Annotated in this window: 16 protein-coding genes; 7 read left to right on the top strand and 9 right to left on the bottom strand. The window is 61.1% G+C overall.

Annotation, left to right across the window (positions count from 1 at the left end):
* Positions 1-265 precede the first annotated feature (265 nt).
* Positions 266-1,087 (bottom strand): inositol monophosphatase family protein, encoded by an 822-nt coding sequence (locus tag ACQK2L_RS06565; protein ID WP_425396135.1) that lies wholly within the window; start codon positions 1,085-1,087, stop codon positions 266-268.
* A 466-nt stretch (positions 1,088-1,553) separates the two neighbouring features.
* On the opposite strand from ACQK2L_RS06565, the gene ACQK2L_RS06560 reads away from it, so the two are divergent.
* On the top strand, positions 1,554-2,210 hold the full coding sequence (locus tag ACQK2L_RS06560; RefSeq protein ID WP_425396134.1) for a hypothetical protein: 657 nt from the start codon (positions 1,554-1,556) through the stop codon (positions 2,208-2,210).
* Positions 2,211-2,217: 7 nt separating this feature from the next.
* Here the strand turns inward: ACQK2L_RS06560 and ACQK2L_RS06555 are convergent, their stop codons facing one another.
* Positions 2,218-3,516, bottom strand: coding sequence for a hypothetical protein (locus tag ACQK2L_RS06555; RefSeq protein WP_425396133.1), 1,299 nt, complete (start codon positions 3,514-3,516; stop codon positions 2,218-2,220).
* A 265-nt stretch (positions 3,517-3,781) separates the two neighbouring features.
* Here ACQK2L_RS06555 and ACQK2L_RS06550 point away from each other — a divergent pair, with 265 nt between their 5' ends.
* Both ACQK2L_RS06550 and ACQK2L_RS06545 read left to right on the top strand, forming a co-directional pair.
* Complete coding sequence (locus tag ACQK2L_RS06550; RefSeq protein WP_425396132.1) at positions 3,782-5,788, top strand: glycoside hydrolase family 32 protein; 2,007 nt, start codon at positions 3,782-3,784, stop codon at positions 5,786-5,788.
* A gap of 110 nt (positions 5,789-5,898) precedes the next feature.
* A complete protein-coding gene (locus ACQK2L_RS06545; protein ID WP_425396131.1) occupies positions 5,899-7,233 on the top strand; it encodes a S41 family peptidase in 1,335 nt (444 codons plus the stop codon).
* 103 nt (positions 7,234-7,336) lie between these two features.
* Here the strand turns inward: ACQK2L_RS06545 and ACQK2L_RS06540 are convergent, their stop codons facing one another.
* Positions 7,337-7,483, bottom strand: a complete 147-nt coding sequence (locus ACQK2L_RS06540; RefSeq protein WP_425396130.1) for a pilus assembly protein N-terminal domain-containing protein — start codon at positions 7,481-7,483, stop codon at positions 7,337-7,339.
* On the bottom strand, positions 7,473-7,694 hold the full coding sequence (locus ACQK2L_RS06535; protein WP_425396129.1) for a hypothetical protein: 222 nt from the start codon (positions 7,692-7,694) through the stop codon (positions 7,473-7,475). The genes ACQK2L_RS06540 and ACQK2L_RS06535 overlap by 11 nt, the downstream gene beginning before the upstream one ends.
* A gap of 179 nt (positions 7,695-7,873) precedes the next feature.
* Between ACQK2L_RS06535 and ACQK2L_RS06530 the strand changes: the two genes are divergently transcribed.
* The 3 genes from ACQK2L_RS06530 to ACQK2L_RS06520 all read left to right on the top strand — a co-directional run bounded on the left by ACQK2L_RS06530 (position 7,874) and on the right by ACQK2L_RS06520 (position 10,522).
* Positions 7,874-9,253: an Nramp family divalent metal transporter gene (locus ACQK2L_RS06530; RefSeq protein ID WP_425396128.1), complete on the top strand. Its 1,380-nt coding sequence runs from the start codon at positions 7,874-7,876 to the stop codon at positions 9,251-9,253.
* A 32-nt stretch (positions 9,254-9,285) separates the two neighbouring features.
* Positions 9,286-9,975: a hypothetical protein gene (locus tag ACQK2L_RS06525; RefSeq protein ID WP_425396127.1), complete on the top strand. Its 690-nt coding sequence runs from the start codon at positions 9,286-9,288 to the stop codon at positions 9,973-9,975.
* Positions 9,976-10,087: 112 nt separating this feature from the next.
* Positions 10,088-10,522 (top strand): hypothetical protein, encoded by a 435-nt coding sequence (locus ACQK2L_RS06520; RefSeq protein WP_425396126.1) that lies wholly within the window; start codon positions 10,088-10,090, stop codon positions 10,520-10,522.
* Between the two features lie 21 nt (positions 10,523-10,543).
* Here the strand turns inward: ACQK2L_RS06520 and ACQK2L_RS06515 are convergent, their stop codons facing one another.
* Positions 10,544-11,218 (bottom strand): TVP38/TMEM64 family protein, encoded by a 675-nt coding sequence (locus ACQK2L_RS06515; protein ID WP_425396125.1) that lies wholly within the window; start codon positions 11,216-11,218, stop codon positions 10,544-10,546.
* A gap of 144 nt (positions 11,219-11,362) precedes the next feature.
* Here ACQK2L_RS06515 and ACQK2L_RS06510 point away from each other — a divergent pair, with 144 nt between their 5' ends.
* Positions 11,363-12,349, top strand: coding sequence for a hypothetical protein (locus tag ACQK2L_RS06510; protein ID WP_425396124.1), 987 nt, complete (start codon positions 11,363-11,365; stop codon positions 12,347-12,349).
* 86 nt (positions 12,350-12,435) lie between these two features.
* Here ACQK2L_RS06510 and ACQK2L_RS06505 read toward each other — a convergent pair whose 3' ends face one another.
* The 4 genes from ACQK2L_RS06505 to ACQK2L_RS06490 form a co-directional block, all read right to left on the bottom strand.
* Entirely contained in the window at positions 12,436-12,642 is a 207-nt protein-coding gene (locus ACQK2L_RS06505) for a small basic protein (protein ID WP_425396123.1), read from the bottom strand.
* A gap of 158 nt (positions 12,643-12,800) precedes the next feature.
* Entirely contained in the window at positions 12,801-13,679 is an 879-nt protein-coding gene (locus ACQK2L_RS06500; RefSeq protein WP_425396122.1) for a serine/threonine protein kinase, read from the bottom strand.
* Between the two features lie 188 nt (positions 13,680-13,867).
* Entirely contained in the window at positions 13,868-15,871 is a 2,004-nt protein-coding gene (locus ACQK2L_RS06495) for a glycosyl hydrolase family 28-related protein (protein ID WP_425396121.1), read from the bottom strand.
* A gap of 120 nt (positions 15,872-15,991) precedes the next feature.
* A complete protein-coding gene (locus ACQK2L_RS06490; RefSeq protein ID WP_425396120.1) occupies positions 15,992-17,257 on the bottom strand; it encodes a hypothetical protein in 1,266 nt (421 codons plus the stop codon).
* Positions 17,258-17,279: the final 22 nt, after the last annotated feature.

The following is a 17,279-nucleotide window of genomic DNA, read 5'->3' as shown; positions in this document are numbered from 1 at the left end:
GATGGGTGATGGGCGTTACGAAAGGGATGAGAAGGCAACCACGACCCACCGGGCGGATCGTTTGTTGAGCCGAGTCCCCAGAAGTGCCTTCTCACAGCACTTCACCATCGGCTACACGGTTGCGTGTTGCAGGTATGTTCCGACCCTACATTCTAGTCACGCTGGGGGCGACAAAAAAGCAATTCGAACTCGGTTTACGCGATATCGGATAGCCGAATTCCCCAAAAATACCGGCCCGTTTGTCACAAATGGTTGTCTGATCCCGCTATCGGCCCACCGGACGAGCGCCCGACTGCTGCAGCACCTCCAGCAATTGGCCCTGAATGCCCGGCGCGGCGGCCACCAGGTGTGCCGAGCCGAGGTCGAATTCTCCCCCGTCGCTGGCCGTGACCACTCCCCCCGCTTCGCGAATCAGCAGCACCCCGGCGGCCACGTCCCAGGGGTGGATGCACCGCGCCCAATGGGCGTCGAGCACTCCCTGGGCCACGTAGGCCAAGTTGAGCGCGGCCGATCCCAGCCGCCGAACCGCTCGGCATCGGCCCACTACCGACACGAAATCGAGCACGTCGGGCGACTCGGGGTTCGCCTGCGGAGGCAAACTCATCGCCAGCATCGCTTTGCTCAGCTGCTGCGTGGTGCGCACTCGAATTGGCTCGCCGTCCAGCCACGCCCCACCGCCTCGGGCAGCGGAGTACATGTGGTTCTTAAGTGGATCGTAGATCACGCCTGCGGCCAGTTCTCCTTCCACTGCGACAGCTACCGATACGGAAAACGCCGGAAAATCGTGGACGTAATTGGTGGTTCCGTCTAGCGGATCGACCACCCAGCAATACGGCCGATTGAGCAACGGCCGGATTTCGCCCGGGTTCTCCTCGCCCAGAAAGGCGTGATCGGGATAGTGGCCGGCGATCACCTCGGCGATGGCTTGCTGCGAAGCCAAATCGGCGTCGGTCACCAGGTCGAAAGGCGACTTCTCGCGAGCCTTGAATTTGCCCCGCCACTCCAGCAGCTTTTCGCCACCCGCCTTGGCGGCCTTCACCGCAACTCGAAGCAACTCGTCTGGGGCAGAATCAGTGGCGGCGGGCATGGCAACGCTGGATCGGAAGGAGGTGTTGGGCGCATCGGGCTGCGACAATCTTACCGCGACCCGCAAAAAACTCACATGCCCGCCACATTCCCAAACAAGCGACGATCGCCCTAAGTAGTTTGCCAGTCGCGACTAAGGGCATTTTGATAAAATGGGCAATTCATCGACCCTTCAACTTTCTTCATAATTCGCTGGACACGGACGTCCGTATGAGTATTATTACGGTTGGAACGTGAGACAAGGTTTGGTGCTTACGGGTCGTGTACTCAACCGCTATTTGCGGTCGGGCGATTGCCTAATCTCCATCATCCCCTGACTCCGAAACATCGGCCTCTTCTCTGTTCCGGCCCCGTCGCTTCACTTCGGTGTTCGGCGGGGTTTTTTATTGGATTAACAGCAAGCTAATCATCGCGCTTGGTTATTGCTCTCTCTATTCTCTCCTTTGCATCAACAGGTTTCGCAGCGCATGTGGCAATGGGACGGCAGCATCGCAACCGCTGAGCTTGGGTCGATTCAACTTACAGTCGCGACCGCGGTTGGCGATCGTCGCGTGCAACTCAAGACGCGCGAAGGACTATTGCTCGCCACGTTGTGGGACATGCCATCGGTGAGCGGCGCGCCACTGCTTGATACCTACGTGCGCGACGACGATTTGGTTTGCCTCACCGGTCCAACCGATTCTTTTCCGTTTCACACGCAGCTGTATTGGACACTCCGCAAGGTCGAGTCGTCACCCACGCCACTGGCCGCGCTGTCGCTGTTGGTTTCGGTGCGCACCGACCTCTTGGACACCCATCCCACCATCGACGTCACGACCGAGGCGGCCGCACGTTCGTCGAGCGAACTCAGCGTACTCGATGGCAAGGCGTACGTCGTGTCGCTGCGCGAAGACGTGACGCTCGTCGATTTCGCCACGCCCGAAGACTGCGCGCAACAACAACTGCATGCTGCTGACGATCAACGCACGACGATCGAGCGATCACTGTTCGGGCACTTCTTGGAGAAGGGCGTCATTCGCAGCGGGCGGTTGTTTGCCGCGCTGTACGCGGGCGAAGTCACCGAGTCGCAAGCCGCCGAAGTTTGCGAGCAGCTCAGCGCCACCGAGCTGCCGCTCACGACGTAGCTGCTGTCTATTGCGCTGGCACTGTTAACCGCGGGTTGACGCTGCGACGATCGCCCAGATCGACGAATCGGCGGTTTCCCTGCCCTTGCACGGTGTACTTCTCGCCGTTCACCGGATTCGTCTCGCCTGCCGTGACCGGCACCGCCAACGTGTCGGCCAGCAAGTGCAGCCAGCCTTCGATCCGCGCCTGATCGCTGGCGATCTCCCGTTGGGCGAGTGTCAGGCTGTTGTTCAGCACGAACAAGTGGTTGGCGAACCAGGGAAAGTCGTCGGTCTGCTCGTTGGCGCGCAACAGTCGGTCGCATTCGACCAGATGCTTCGAACTCTCGTGAAACGGCTGATCGGCCACCGAAATCACCTCGCGCATGTACTCCAAATAGGCCGCCTGGTCGGCATCCACCGAGTCGGCTTCGGCTCTGCGAAGTGCGTCATACACGCCATCGGCCCGCAGTTGGGCCCGCTCTTCGGAAGTAAACAGCAAGTCGCACAAGTGCATTCTCACCGCTTCGTAGGTAGCGATGCCCAGCGCTCGCTCGCGCATCAAAGTTGCCTTCACCGTAGGCCAGGGATTCGTGCTCGATTGCAGCATGGCGTGAAGCTGTTCGAGGTCAGCCAGCGTCGCGCCGGGGCGATTGGCGATCGCCTCGACCACGAATAGCGCGTCGCGACGCAACTCGGCCGCTTGCACGCGCGCTTCGATGTGATGCGAGTCCGACAGCCAGTTGGTCCACTTCCACGCGCCCGCCAATCGTGCAAGCGCCACCTTCTCGTCCGATTCCATGTGGTATAGCGCGTCGACCAAAAGCAGCCGACATCCGGCCGCTGCACGGTACACGAACGTCAGGTCGTTGAAGTAACCATGCTCCAGGCGGATCTCGAAGTCGCAGTCGGGTAGTTGGGTTGCTTCGGCGACCGCGTTGGTTTGCTCCACCCATTTGGCTCCGAGCGCGCCGCTCTCGTTGCGAATGAACGCCGCGTCGGCCACCGGCACCGCGTCCAGGAACGCCTGCGTTTGTTCGTTGATCTTGGTGATCACTTCCAGGTCGGGCAGTGCGTCTTTGAGCGCTACCGCGGCATTTTGGTGCGCCAGTTGGGTGCCACCGTTGAGATGTTCGGGCAGGCCGTGGGCTTGCTCGACCAGTCGGAACTCTTCCCGCAGGGCCGAGTGCCCGCTCGACCGCACGCCTGGCAGCGTGGCTGCTTTGTCGAGCATCTCCTCGAGCGACTTGTTGCCTTCCCGACAACCCACCAGCGCAGCAAGCACCCCGACTAGGAACACTCCGCCGAGTAGTCGATCGGTTGGCATGGTCATACAGGGAGACAGGTTGCACTAAGCCGCCAGGGGGGCGCGGGCCGGGCGAATCGTATCGCCGATGCCAGCATCGCCACAATAGGAATTGCCGCGCGAATCGACCTCGCAGCGCGCCAGCGGTACTAGCATTTTTTCTGTTGCCGGCGTGCAACATGCGGCAAACCCAGGATCGGCCGATTTCGGCCCTCCATGCGGATTGCTAGCGATCGAAGTACACTAGTGATTCCAGATTCACCCTGCTTTGAGCCTCGAAACGACCATGCCTAGTACGACCCAATTGCTGTTCATCCATCTGCTCTGCCTTACGGGCTTGGCCAGCGGCGCTGAACCGTTGTTCGAAAACTCCGGATTCGAGTCCGGCACGCTGCACAACTGGACGGTCGACGGCGAGGCCTTTGCTGTCCAGCCGACTCGGGGCGACAACCCTGCTGCGCGTGGCCGGGAGAGCAGTTGGCACAACGGTGAGTATTGGATTGGCGGATTCGAGGCGCACACCAACCAAACCGGCACACCCGGCGCAATTCGCGGCGATCAGTTCACTGGCACTCTCACATCCCGCGAGTTCGTGGTCCGTGAGCCGTACATCAGTTTCCTCATCTCGGGCGGTAAGCAGCCTGGCAAGCTCGGCGTCAAGCTGCGCGTGGACGGCGAAGACGTGCTGCTTGCCACGGGCAACGACTCCGAGTCGCTCGCACGCTGCAACGCGGACGTGCGCAAGTTCCAGGGCAAGCGCGCCCGGCTGGTGGTGTTCGACGACGCCATTGGTCAGTGGGGCCATATCAATGTCGATGCGTTTGTGGCTGCCTCGCAGCCGCTGGCCGACGACGCGCAGCAGTTCGCGTTCTCGAAGAGCGTCAAAGCAACGTCCTACGACGACATCGACTATTCCGAACCATTCCGCCCTCAGTTTCATTTCACGTCGGGTCGCAACTGGCTCAACGACCCCAATGGCATGATCTGCGATGGTGAGAAGTTTCACTTGTTCTTCCAGCACAACCCCCTCGGCACTCAGTGGGGCAACATGACTTGGGGTCACGCTACTAGCAGCGACATGATCCACTGGCGGCAACACGAGCACGCCTTGCTACCGTACCGTGTCGATGGGCGGAGCGGCACGATTTACTCCGGCACGGCGGTGATCGATCACAACAACAGCCTGGGCGTCCAGCAAGGCGATGTCCCGACGCTGTGCGCCTTCTTCACCCTTGCCAGCCAGCCACGCTTCTACCAGGCCATGGCATACAGTACCGACCGCGGTAAGACCTGGACTTACTGGAACGAGGGTCGACCGGTTGTCGACAACCAGGACTTTGATTCCGGCGAGCGCGACCCCAAGGTGTTTTGGCACGAGCAGAGCGGCCAGTGGGTGATGGCGTTGTGGGTTCAACGCAACCCTGGCCGAATTCGATTCTTCACCTCGAATAATCTGACCGAGTGGAAGTTCGCCTCCGACTTGATGCGCGATTGGGCGTTCGAGTGCGTCGACTTGGTAATGCTGCCGGTGGATGGCGACCCCAAGAACACCAAAGCCGTGCTGTACGACGCCAGCTTCGACTACGAGATCGGACACTTCGACGGCCAGCAGTTCCACACCGAGGCCGGCCCCTTCGTGGCTGGCGGCGGGAACTTCTACGCTGCCCAAACGTTCTACAACCACCCGGAACAGCGGGCGGTGCAGATCGGCTGGATGCGCGGGCACCCCAACCTTCCCGAGTTATTCAACGTTCCGTTCAACGGCCAGATGTCCTTTCCGTGTGAGCTGACATTGCGCTCGCTGGCCGACGGCCCGCGATTGAACGTTTGGCCCATCAAGGAAATTGAATCGCTCGTCAAGTCATCTATCACCAAGTCGAACGTCACCCTCCGCGAAGGCGAGAATCTGCTGGAGGGTGTTACTTCGCTGGATTTGGTGGACCTCGAAATCGACTTCGATCCAGGCACCGCCAAACAAATCGTCTTCGACCTGGGGCACGCAACGCTGCGGTACGATAGCGAGCAACAAGTGCTGAAGGTGCTTAGCATCGATGAGGCGGGCAACGTGGGGGAGACGATCGCCTTGCGCGATCTTGCCCCTCGCAACGGTTCCGTGAAGTTTCGCGTGTTGGTCGATCGGCTGAGCGTAGAATCCTACACATTCGGCGGAGAGCAGTTCCACGCCTGCTATTACTCGCCGCTGGAGGATGACGAGGACGTGTCCATAACCACTATCGGCGGCGAGGCAAGACTGCACTCCTTCACATTACGCGAGTTGAAGTCGGCCTGGTGATGCGAGCGGGCAACAGCTGCGGCGCGGCTGTTTGGCAGCGCCGTTTCCGCCCGGTATAATCTCCCATTCTCCATTGCCTCGCTGCCCCGCACACCACAATCCAAACCGCCATGTCCCGCCGAAACCTCACGCTGCTGCTGGTGGCCATCGCCTTTTGCCTGCTGTGCTACACCCGTGGCGAGCAGGATCCGTTTGCTCGTTACGTGGTGAACGGGTACGAGAACATCGACCGCATGGCCTATACCAGCGTACCCGACGAGGAACTCTTCCAGGGCGCGATGGAGGGCATGGTCGACGTGCTGCACAAACACGGCGACGATCATTCGCTGTTCATCACGGCTGACAAGGCGAAGATGTTCCGCGAGGAGATCAACCAGGAGATCGCCGGTATCGGCGTGCGACTGCACCTCGATGGCGAGCCGCTGGTGGTGAAAGTGGCCGGCCCACCGATTCCTGGCAAACCAGCCGACCGCGCGGGCATCCGCGCCGACGACACCATCCTGGCCATCGACGACTTCGAGATCACCAACGTCACGCCCCGCTCGTTCCAGGAAGACGTTATCGGTCGCATGCGAGGCAAGCCGGGCGAGCCGCTGACGCTTACCATCCAGCACGACGGCGACTCGGAGCCGACCAAGCTCGACTTGATCCGCGAGATCGTCGAACTCGACTCGGTGCGCGGCGACCGGCTTCTGCCCGACCAGTCGTGGCGACACACGTTGGAAGAAGATCCACGCATCGCTTTGGTTCGCGTGTCGTCGTTCGGCGCCAAGACCTACCGCGAATTGGAAACCCTCATGCCCGAACTCATCAACCGAGGCGCCGAGGCAGTGGTCCTCGACCTGCGGATGAATCCCGGCGGCCTGTTGGACGCAGCGGTGGCGACTTGCGAGTTGTTCCTTCCGGACGACAAGCTGGTTGTCGAAACGCGCGATCGCCGCGGGAAGACACGAAACAAATGGGCCAGCAGCGGCGACGGACCGTATCTCGACCTGCCGCTGGTAGTGCTGGTCGATCGCAACAGCGCCAGCGCCAGCGAAATCGTCGCCGGCTGCCTGCAGGACTACAACCGCGCGGTCGTGATCGGCGAGCGGTCCTTTGGCAAGGGCACCGTGCAGGAGACGCTCAGCATGCAGGCGGGCGAAAGCACGTTGAAGCTCACCACGGCCAGCTACTGGCGACCCAGTGGTGAGAACATCCATCGCCACCAGGACGATCGCGAATCCGCGCTCGACGACCCCGACTGGGGAGTCACGCCCAACGAGGGACTCGAAATCGAAATGACCGAGGAAGAACTGATCGACCTGGTCAAAGCCCGCGCCGAACGCGACTCGACTATCTACGACCCCGACCTGGCCGAAGAAGGCCCATTGCTGCACGACCCCGCGGTCGATGTCGCGGTGGCGTACTTGCAGGAACTACTCGACAACCAACCCGCCGAGTAGGCGGGCCTGAACAGCAGAAGCTGCCGAAGCTGTGGGCGAAGTTTAGGGAGTGAGCTCTGCACAACACGCGTCACAACTCACGGTTCTTGCGTAGCAACACCGCTTACTTTACCTTCACCGAGAACTCGGTGGAAGTACCGTCGTCGCGCCACATGATGACCTTCGCATCTCCGGGAATTCGACCAAGCAGTTGGACCTCGCGTGCTGAAATCGGCTGCGCTTTCAGAATATGGGGAGAGTCAATCGCCATCCGCGGGATCGCCCGCTTGGTTGTTACGTTGATTGTCTTTCCACAGGCGATCGAGTACTGCTTGCCCTGCGCGCTCCAGTTGCACCAGCGCTGCATTGCCGCTCCAGTGACGCCCTGCGAAGAACGCCGAGATCACCAGCGTGATCCACAGCAGCGTGGCAATGCGAAAGCGAAACACCGTAGGCTTGCTGTGACGCTCGGCGGCATTCATGAGATTTTCCCGATGGACTGGACGGATGGACCCCTCTGAGGGGCCCTTCGGCAACGTATCCTACTAGCCGCGCTCGTAGTGTGCTACGGCAACCGCCACCCTATCCAACGCGCCATCCAGCGCCCACTCTGCTATAGTGGGCCTTTGCTCTTCACTCCCACCTCGAAGGCTTGGTGTCGATGGCGGTTACGGTGCGTGACGATCCCTATTCGCTCGATCCGCAGATGGTGCGGGAGCCGCCGGATACGTGGTGGGAGTGTCTTGGATATGTGGGGCCAGGGTTTGTGCTCTCGGCGTCGATCGTGGGGTCGGGTGAATTGATTGCCACCACAGTGTTGGGGGCCAAGGCCGGCTTCGTCGCCCTGTGGATCATCTTGCTTTCCTGCGTGGTGAAGGTCGCGCTGCAACTGGAGTTCGGCCGCTACGCGATTGCCCACGGCCAGACGGCCATCGAAGCGATCAGCGAACTGCCTGGCCCTCGTACGCGCGGCACCGGGTGGATGGTGTGGTTGTGGCTGCTGTTGTGGCCCATCAAGATCTTGCAGGTCGGCGGTGTCCTGGGTGGCGTGGCGATGGTGTTGTTGCTGGTGTTTCCCGGAACCACCGCGGTCGTGTGGTGCTGGGTGGCGGCCGTAGTGGTTGCCTTGCTGGTATCGATGGAGCGGTATGGACTGATCGAGCGCACGTCGCTGGTACTGATCTCGCTGTTCACCCTGCTGACACTCATCTCGGTCACCGCGCTACAATGGACCGAGTACGCCGTGTCGCTCGGCGACTTGGCGAGCGGACTGACGTTTCACCTGCCGGGCGACATGCTGTTGGTGTTCGGCGCGTTCGGGCTAACCGGCGTGGGTGGCGACGAGATCATGACCTACACCTACTGGCTGCTCGAAAAAGGCTACGCCGCCTACACCGGCCCGTACGATGGCAGCGACCAGTGGCGCGCCAGGGCACAAGGGTGGATTCGCGTGATGTACCTCGACGCTTTCTTGTCGATGGTCGCCTACACGGTGGTGACGATGGCATTCTTCGTGCTCGGCGCGGCGGTACTGCACGCTCAGGACCGCGTGCCCGAGGGCGACAAACTCGTGGAGACGTTGGCCGCCATGTACACGAACACGCTCGGCGAATGGGCGCGGTGGTTGTTCCTGGCCGGCGCATTCGTGGTGTTGTTCAGCACGCTGTTCTCGGCTCTGGCTGCCTGGACGCGGATTTTCGCCGACGCGATTTCCAAACCGCTGGACCTCGACTTCCGCGAGAGTAGCACGCGAGGGCGTTTGGTTTTCGCCCTGGCGTGGGCGTTTCCGCTGTTGTGGGCCGCTCTGTACACCATTTACCCGAATGCGGTAAACATGGTGCTACTGGGCGGCGTGGCCACCAGCGCCATCTTGCTGATGGTGGTGTACGCGGCCATGTACTTCCGCTACTGCGTGCCGCGCCGCGTAGCGCATTCGACCCCATGGTACGATGTAGCCCTGGTGGCCAGCGCGGCGAGCATCACCGTCTTCGCCCTGATCGGTCTGTGGATGACCGTGGCCAAATGGTGGGGCGGAGCGTAGGCGGCGACGCGTTGTAGTAGTGGTTACCTCCGATGAAACCAACGTTCTCCATTCGCACGCTATTGCTGATCACCGTGGTTGCGGCGATCTGTGCGCTGATGATACGAACTAGTGACTGGGTTGCCGTGCTCGGATTCGCTGTTTCCGCAGCCCTGATCATGGTCGCCGTTCACACGTTCCGCTCCACGCAAAATCGCGCGACGAAGGGAGTCTGCGTCGTCTTTTTCGTGGTGGCGGCCGGGGTCGGCTGGTTCGCGGTCGTCGATTATTCCTACTTTCATGAAGGTTGCACTCATTGCGGCCAACATCATTTCGTGAGCGAGCACCGAGTGTGCGGATTGGCGGTGCGGAGCCTTCGCGGGCCGACCCACGACAGCTACCTGGCGCGGCTGCGGACCGACGTCGGCATGCCCTGCCAGCACGAGTACGAACGGTGGCATTTGGTGCGAGCGTGGGGGTTGGTGTACTGCGCGAGACCGCGCATTGGTATCACGTGTTGCCTGGGATTCGATGAAGAGTACTACAACGAACGGGTCTCGCAGCGCGCGCAAGAGTTTGCACGCAATAACCCCGACGCTGCGCGAGAACTGTTGGAGCACATCCAGCAACCTGGGGGCTACGATGAGATGCACGACTTCATCATTACCATGGGGCAGCCCGATGGGGTATGGCGAAGCGATTCGCCGCAGCCGAGCATTGAACCGATATCTGGAACACAGTAGGTCATGAAACGAAACTTGTCGTTGCAAGGCAATAGTTGGTGGATGGGATATGCAGCGAAAGAGGCGTAGGTCCCGCGGATGAATGGTTCCAGTTGGCAATTCCCCCAGAGCGATGATGTCCGACTTACTTGATGGCACGGAGTTCGATCGACGCCTGAGCGCGTGTGCCGAGCAGCTAACGGATCGAGAGTATCGCGAACTGGTTCTCGAGTATTGCCAACTGTGCCAGGAGGTCTATTGGTTTGAGCAATTGGAAAATGCCTTCGCTTATCTGACCCTGACAGATCATGATCGTGAGCAACTACAATCGGATCTGCCAGACGTGCGTTCTCAGGTGCAAGAGGCAGTAGGCGAGTACTTCGAAAGCCTGAACGAGGTGGCTACAGCTGTCTACCGATTGCTCGATGACACCCCGTTTTCGAGTATCGACGCTCGTACCTGCATCGCCCACGTTTGGGATGCCCACGCCTGCAACGTACATCCTGAGGAGTTCCGCTGTCGAGAAAACCGTGTTCTTCGTGAGCTGTTGAGTAGGATCTCCAAGTGACATCTGAAAGGGGCCGGCTGGTTATAGGCCGCGCCCGCCTGCGGCTCCTTCATTCATCTCCGCGCGCCGCCGAAGTCGATGCCGCACGACCCACGTTCCGGCTAGCGGCACGACGATCGACAGCACGAGCGCGGTGGCCATCCATTCGTGTTCTTCCGCCTGGCTGCCGAGTACTGCGAACGTGGTGGCCACTGCGGCGTTACCCACAGCCAGGGTCCACAGCATTCGCGACCAGCGGGTGTCGAGCGCGCCGCACAGCAGCACCGTGGCTTCGGCCAGGATTGGTAGCGGGCGAGTCACTAGGAGTAGCCACACGTCGTGCTCGCGGGCGGTGGTGCGGAGGTTTTCGAGTTCCTCGGGCGCGGCGAATCGTGCGGCCACGGCTGGGCCCCAGCGTTTGGTTACCGCGAAGGCTGCCACGCCGCCGAGCATCAAGCCGAGCCAGGCCGCACTGGCGGTGAGCGCCACCCCCAGTTGTCCACCGGCCAGCGTGATCACCGGTCCCGACGGCACGGGCAGCAGAATGTCGGCCGCCAGCACTGCCACCAGGGCCACGACCAACCAGCCAGCCGGCGGTGGCGACTCCCTCCAGGTAGCAAACCAGTGCTCGAGCGGGCCGCTCCACAGCGAGGCCGTCAGCAGCGGCAAACCCAACAGAACCGCTACCACCAGAACCAGTCGGATCAGCGAACGCATGCGAGGGGCAGACCTGGGCGGTGGAGGTGGTTGACTTTGTGTCCAGCGGGTCTAGTTTTACGTGAACCGCCAGCGTTTTTTGTTATTCTACGTTGCAGGCGACAACGCGGGCGAGGGCCGAGGCACTACGAAATGAGCACTGCTATGTTAACTAAAATCGTTCGCCTGTGTGTGATGCTGGTCGTCGTAGCGGCGGGCTCCGCGGCCTCCGCGCAAGTGAGTCGTACCGGCGAGCTGCAGCAGTTGGCCAACGACTTTGGCTTTCAGATCAACATGCTCCGCGACTTCGATCGCCGCGCCGCCGAAGAACGCACCCGTGCGCTGGCCGTGGTGCTCGACCGCTGGAATAGCTCCACCCGCACCGACGCCGACTACCAGAAGATGAAGTCCTGGCTCGAGGGCGCCATCCAAGCCACGATGCCCGGTTCGCAGGATCCATTGCCGCAGCTGCCATGGTTCGAGGCGCGTTTGGCCTCGGCGCCGGAGTTGCCACTTCCGAACGAGCCGAACGCCGATGAACCGGGAACGGATCCCCAGACCGAACGAGCGCAGCTTCCCGAACCCACCCACACCGCGGCCGAGTCGCCCGATGCCACTTCGGACGTGACGCCTGAGATTCCTGCCGCCCAGCCACAGCGCGAAGCGGTGACAAGCTTCTGGGATCGCCATCCTGGCGCGCGGCCGCTTGAAATCAAGGATCCGTTTGAGGACGACGAGCCGCTGGCCGCCACGTCGGCGACGCCGCGCGTTGCGATGCGGCCAACAGGATTCAGTACCGCGGGCGACAGCACTTCCGATGTGGGCATCAATACGGCGGAGCTCGGCGCGCGAGTGCGCGGCTTCGTGCACGGCCTGCGCGGCATCGAGGCACGCCTGGTGGCCTCGCCCGACATGTCGTTGGAAGAGTTGCTCGGCGTGGTCCGCGAACTCCGGCAGCTATCCAGCCAACGGGATTTCGTCGGTATGTATCTCGACGTGGTGTCGCTCGATAATCCTGACCAAGCGCCAGACCTGCCATCGACCAATCACGCCAAGGCGCTGGTGAAGGATCGGCTCAAGCGATTGCGGCAGACCGACAGCGACCACGCTGCGGCGATCAATTCGCTGGAGACGATGCTGCTGGGGCTGTAGCGCGACACGCCAAAGGCATCGCAGGAGAATAGGCGAGCAATAGATGCTCGCCGCACAGATTGCCGGGGATAATCCCGGGCCGACGATTAGCTCTCGCCTTCTTCTTCCTTGGCCTTCTTCTTTTTCTTCTTCATCGTCAGCTTGCGGACACGCACTTTGGGCAGTCCGAGCGGCGAATCGCCTTCTTCCCAACGACCGTTTTCCTGCAACACCTTGAGCCGCTCGACGCGCGTCAGCACGCTGCGGTTGGTGTTCATACCACGCTTGACTTTCAGGCTTTTGTCGATGGTCATCGGACGGTCTCGCTAGCTTGGCCCCGCACGGGTGCGTGAGGGCGAAGGGTCAGAACAAATCGATAGCCCGGAAGTATAAGCGGTTTTCGCCCGAGTGGCAAAGGGGGCCTGAGAGGCGATTTTCCGATCGGCAAGCACCCAAAATGGCCAAACCTTCCTCAGGTGGCCGCGTCCTCGCTCTTCAGCGGCCGGATGGCTTTCAAGAAATCGTCCACCGACTGGTAACGGTCGGCCGGGTCGTTTTCGATGCACTTCAGGATCGCCGCGTCCAGGCGGGGGTCGATCTTGGGGTAGTGTTCGGCCACCGGCTTGGGCTTCGACGCGCCGTGCGACATGGCCGCCAGACCGTCGCTGCCACGGACCCACGGAAGGTCGAACGCGAACATCTCGTAGATCGACACGCCCAAGGCGAAGATGTCCAGCCGCTTGTCGGTCGCCTTGCGACGAACCACCTCTGGCGCCATGTAGTTGGGCGTGCCGGTGCGGATGCCCGGCTGCATGTACGACCGCTCGGCGGGCACGGTGAGGCCGAAGTCGATCAGCTTGAGCGACGTGGCGTCTTTGGCGCACACGAAATTCCGCGGGCAGATATCGCGATGAATGTAGCCGGCGTCGTGCACCACTTTGAGCGACTCGGCCATCTGCCGCAGCAGTGTCAGGCGGTTGCCGTCGAGCAAGGGGCTCTTGCCGACGATCAGCGAGTTGAGCCCAGGCCCATCCAAGAACTCCATGACGATAAACTGCTCGTCGTTGGTCGTCATGCCATACTGCAGTGTGGAGACGATCAGCGGGTGATTGAACGAGCTGGCGATCTTCCCCTCGCTCGGCTTGTCGAGCCCCTTGAACCGGGCCTCGAGCGCCTGCGTCTTGTTGCGGTCGAGAATCTTCAGGCCGACCAGTTGCTCGGTCTGGCGGTCGCGAGCCATGTAGAAATCGCTCATCGTGCCCGAGACAGCCTCGCGCATGAATTGATAGCGTTTCTGAACGTCGACCTTGCCCCCTTCGAGCATCGACTTGAAGAAATTGCCAATTCCCACTGCAGATCGCCTCGACAGGAGCGAAGTAGTTCCAGTAATCCTCCAATATACGCAGCGGCCCGGGGTGGCGGCAACGCTCTTGTGGGCAGAGATCGGGTCCGAATGACCTACAATTCGCGTGGCTGGAGGCACATTTGTCTCCCCCTGAGGGAGGAAAAGCCCCTTCCGCAGGGCTAGCACGCGGGACTCTACTGCCGGGGCGCGTACTTGCGCAGCGCGGTGCCCGACTCGCCGCGTTGCCATTCAAAAATCGACTCCGGCGTAGCTTGCGGCCGGTCGGCAGTTGGATTGGCCGGGAGAAGTTCGTTGTCGCGGCTGCTCACTGGTTCTGCCCGACCCGAGGTGAGCAGAGCACCCTGGCCGTACACGCGGTTGCCCTCCAATTCGACACCCACGCAGTTGGCGGTTTCCAGGAGGATCCCCGGCTGGTCGGGCTGCTCCAGTACGATGACATTGTTGCGGAGGATGTGATCGAAGGAGCCCTTGCGGGCGATGACCCCGGGTCCCTTGCCTGCGCGAATGCGGTTGTGCAGGAGGAGCCAATTCTCATTCATGCCATTCATCTTGATTCCAGACAACGGAGCCGCAATGTCGCAGTTGTAGACCACGTTGCGCGGTCCGTTGGGGCCGTGGGTCGTGTCGTCTGGTCCCGTGCCGAACGCTCCGTGGCCGTAGCTTCCCTTACCTCCATGGGCGTCGACCACACATTGCTCCAACAGGTTTTCACTTGTCCAACCAGCATGCCACTGCGCATCGCTCTTCATGAAGCGGCTATTGCGGATGACGTTGCCGGATGCAGCCCATTGCAGGCATGGAGCATGCCGCAGACCGTTGGTTTCGACGTTGTCCATCAAGCAGTCGTAAGCCCGTTCCCAACCGACGTAGGCAGTTCCGGCGCCCCCTTTGAACCACGCATTGTTGAACTCCGAATCGCGCACCTCGCACCATTTGGCATAGCGGGCGTAGATTGGGTGTCGGCCGGCCTTGGTGACTTTCATCTCTTTCGCCCAGCACTCCCACGCATTGAGAAACAGTACGCCGCAGGTCCAAATGCGTTTGGTTTGCTCGATCGAAAACCGCTCTACCCCACAGCACCGGATGGGATAGATTTGCTGTAGGAAGCTCCCATCCTCGACGGGGTAGTCGATGCGGAGCGGCTGGTTGAGATGAACCACGTTGCCCTCCACTCGATCCACCTGGAATTGGTAGCGGCGGCAGTCGGGCTTGTCGCAATTAGTATCTAGCATCGCGCGCCACCGCTTGGTGTTGGGAGCCATCAGCAGCACGGCGTCGCCAGACTTGAGGTTGGGCGCAACCTCGAGCGTGAGATGCAAGTCGCCTCGCTTGCCGTATTGGGCCAGCTTCCAAGTCTCGCCGCTTTGCTTGTCGCCTACGAACAGAAAAGCGGCGACCGACGCTTTGGCGTGAACTGGATAGCGGCGTTGCCCGGCCGAGATCCGGTAATCCGGATCGATGTGCACCTCGCGAGTGACTTCGGCCCGCGAACCGTTTCTCCACTCCACCACCGCCTTGATCGTGTGATCTCCAGGACCGAGGGCGTCGACGAGGGCTTCGCCAGTAGTGCGGAGGACGAAATTGGCCTCCACATTTCGATAGGCGGGGGAAGTTGCCAGTGGCTTTCCGTTGGCCTCCAAATGGATGTTGCGAATTTTGTGTGTCGGGTCGGCGTGAACTTCAATCCAGGAATCCGGCCCAATCGTCTCACCGATTTGTGGCCGGTAGAAACGCACCTGTGATGGCAGATACTCAAACACCACATGGGTCGTATCGGCCCCCTGTCCGCGCACAACCACGTTGTCGCCGGTCACGACGATAGGTTCGTGCAGATGGTAAGTACCTGAGCCAAGCACCACGGCTCCACCGCTCTGTTCCGCTGCATGGACCGCCTGCTGGATGGCAGCGCTATCATCTAGGCCATCGTCGGCCCTGGCGCCAAAGTCCTCCACGTTGGCAACGTCGGCCACCTGGGGAATCCCATCCGGCACGCCAGCGTAGCGCCAGTCGGGGTAGACGATGTTGTCTGGGCCAACGATATCCGCGGGCGTTAGCCGCGAAGTTTGAGCCGGGTCGATCTTATACTGCGGAGCGAAAGGAGGACTCGCTTCTCGACCACACACTCGGTTTGCCATGAGTAGGGACATCACCAATGCTGGCAATAGGATCTTGGACACATCATTCCCTACTTTTGAGTCGAAAGCAGCGTAGCCGCGGGCGCGGCCCTCTGAACTACATAGCCGAGCGACCGCCTAACCGTACAGAAACCTGGAAATTCGCCAGTTATTCGGGAAACGCTATGCCTCGACAATACCGCTCACATCGATCAAGTGCAGCTGGCGGCCCGGTCCAACGTGGGGCGAATCGATGCACACCAGGCGACCGTCTCGGCTCGAGCGCGGGTGGGTGTCGCACCGCCATTCGCCTCGGTAGTCGGGTGGAGAGAGGAATGCGCCGAGTTCGACTTTGCGACGTGTGGGAACGTGGTACAGCAGCGCGTGCTGGCGACGGCTGGAGTCGGGGTACGTATCGGTGAGGATCCACTCGTTGTTTGTTGCGGGTAGGTACGTGTTGTGACCATTCACCGTCAGGATGCCCTCGCCGATACGCTCGACCTCACGGGTCTGGTCCTTGAACAGATAGTAGCCCGCCGGCTTGCCCACGGGACGTGTCCACATGCAGATGTGCTGAGGATCGCGCCAAATGAAGTGCGAGGAACTGCCGGACGGATCGACTACGAATCGGTCGCTGCCATCGATGTTGGCGGTGATCATGCGTGTTGTGAAGTTGCCATCGCCCGAGGTGGGGATTCGGTCCCGCCAGCGGTGCAGGACAATAAACCGCTGCGAGTCGGGACTGACCAGCAGATGATTGAAGTAGTGCCAATGCGAATCGAGACTAGCGCCTCGGAAAGGCAAAGAGGCCATCTCGGCGAGCGACAGCACTAGCGTCGTCTCGCCGGTGGCCAAGTTGACTTTGAACACTCCCGAGTCGTCGGGCGCTCGCTCGTCGGCGTGCGGATCAGCGACCCCGACGTAGCCATACCCGGGCGACATGCACTGGATGCGGGCGAAGTCGGCTGTGAGGGCGAATTTGCCATCGGGACTGACCGTGTAGATGGGGTGAGGCAACGTGCGCTGCTCGCCTGTTGTTACGTTCATAACTCGGGCGACATACTGATCTGCTTCGCGGTCGTTCCAGATGACATCGTGCTGCGTGCCGGGCACCCACTGCAACATGCATCCTTGCTGCCAACCCCAAGCGCGGCTCTCGCCCAATTCAATCCATTGGTCGTTGCGATGGGTGTCGACCATGCCTACCTTGATCCGATCGCTGCCCGTAGGTGTCCGATGCTCAAAGTCGACTTCGTTGGATAGCACAAAGCGGTTGCCAGGATCGAACTGGTGCTTATCGTAATAGCCGAACCAATGGAACTTCGGTCCCCGCGTAATGGTCCGCACAGGGAGCTTCGCGGATGTGGACTGCTCGGCCATCACGCCGCTGGTAAGACAGCCGGCGAGTCCAGCCGCCGTGGATTGGAGCATTGTGCGGCGATTGATCATGGAATGGTCCCTCTGGTTGCCA

This window comes from Aeoliella sp. (assembly GCF_965227375.1).
Classification (GTDB): Bacteria; Planctomycetota; Planctomycetia; order Pirellulales; family Lacipirellulaceae; genus Aeoliella.
This window is presented reverse-complemented; position numbering and strand designations above follow the sequence as displayed.

Bases quoted from the DNA above. Each gene is read 5' to 3' on its own strand.
- ACQK2L_RS06565 (WP_425396135.1), bottom strand. From the start codon at position 1,087: ATGCCCGCCGCCACTGATTCTGCCCCAGACGAGTTGCTTCGAGTTGCG.
- ACQK2L_RS06560 (WP_425396134.1), top strand. From the start codon at position 1,554: ATGTGGCAATGGGACGGCAGCATCGCAACCGCTGAGCTTGGGTCGATT.
- ACQK2L_RS06555 (WP_425396133.1), bottom strand. From the start codon at position 3,516: ATGCCAACCGATCGACTACTCGGCGGAGTGTTCCTAGTCGGGGTGCTT.
- ACQK2L_RS06550 (WP_425396132.1), top strand. From the start codon at position 3,782: ATGCCTAGTACGACCCAATTGCTGTTCATCCATCTGCTCTGCCTTACG.
- ACQK2L_RS06545 (WP_425396131.1), top strand. From the start codon at position 5,899: ATGTCCCGCCGAAACCTCACGCTGCTGCTGGTGGCCATCGCCTTTTGC.
- ACQK2L_RS06540 (WP_425396130.1), bottom strand. From the start codon at position 7,483: ATGGCGATTGACTCTCCCCATATTCTGAAAGCGCAGCCGATTTCAGCA.
- ACQK2L_RS06535 (WP_425396129.1), bottom strand. From the start codon at position 7,694: ATGAATGCCGCCGAGCGTCACAGCAAGCCTACGGTGTTTCGCTTTCGC.
- ACQK2L_RS06530 (WP_425396128.1), top strand. From the start codon at position 7,874: ATGGCGGTTACGGTGCGTGACGATCCCTATTCGCTCGATCCGCAGATG.
- ACQK2L_RS06525 (WP_425396127.1), top strand. From the start codon at position 9,286: ATGAAACCAACGTTCTCCATTCGCACGCTATTGCTGATCACCGTGGTT.
- ACQK2L_RS06520 (WP_425396126.1), top strand. From the start codon at position 10,088: ATGATGTCCGACTTACTTGATGGCACGGAGTTCGATCGACGCCTGAGC.
- ACQK2L_RS06515 (WP_425396125.1), bottom strand. From the start codon at position 11,218: ATGCGTTCGCTGATCCGACTGGTTCTGGTGGTAGCGGTTCTGTTGGGT.
- ACQK2L_RS06510 (WP_425396124.1), top strand. From the start codon at position 11,363: ATGTTAACTAAAATCGTTCGCCTGTGTGTGATGCTGGTCGTCGTAGCG.
- ACQK2L_RS06505 (WP_425396123.1), bottom strand. From the start codon at position 12,642: ATGACCATCGACAAAAGCCTGAAAGTCAAGCGTGGTATGAACACCAAC.
- ACQK2L_RS06490 (WP_425396120.1), bottom strand. From the start codon at position 17,257: ATGATCAATCGCCGCACAATGCTCCAATCCACGGCGGCTGGACTCGCC.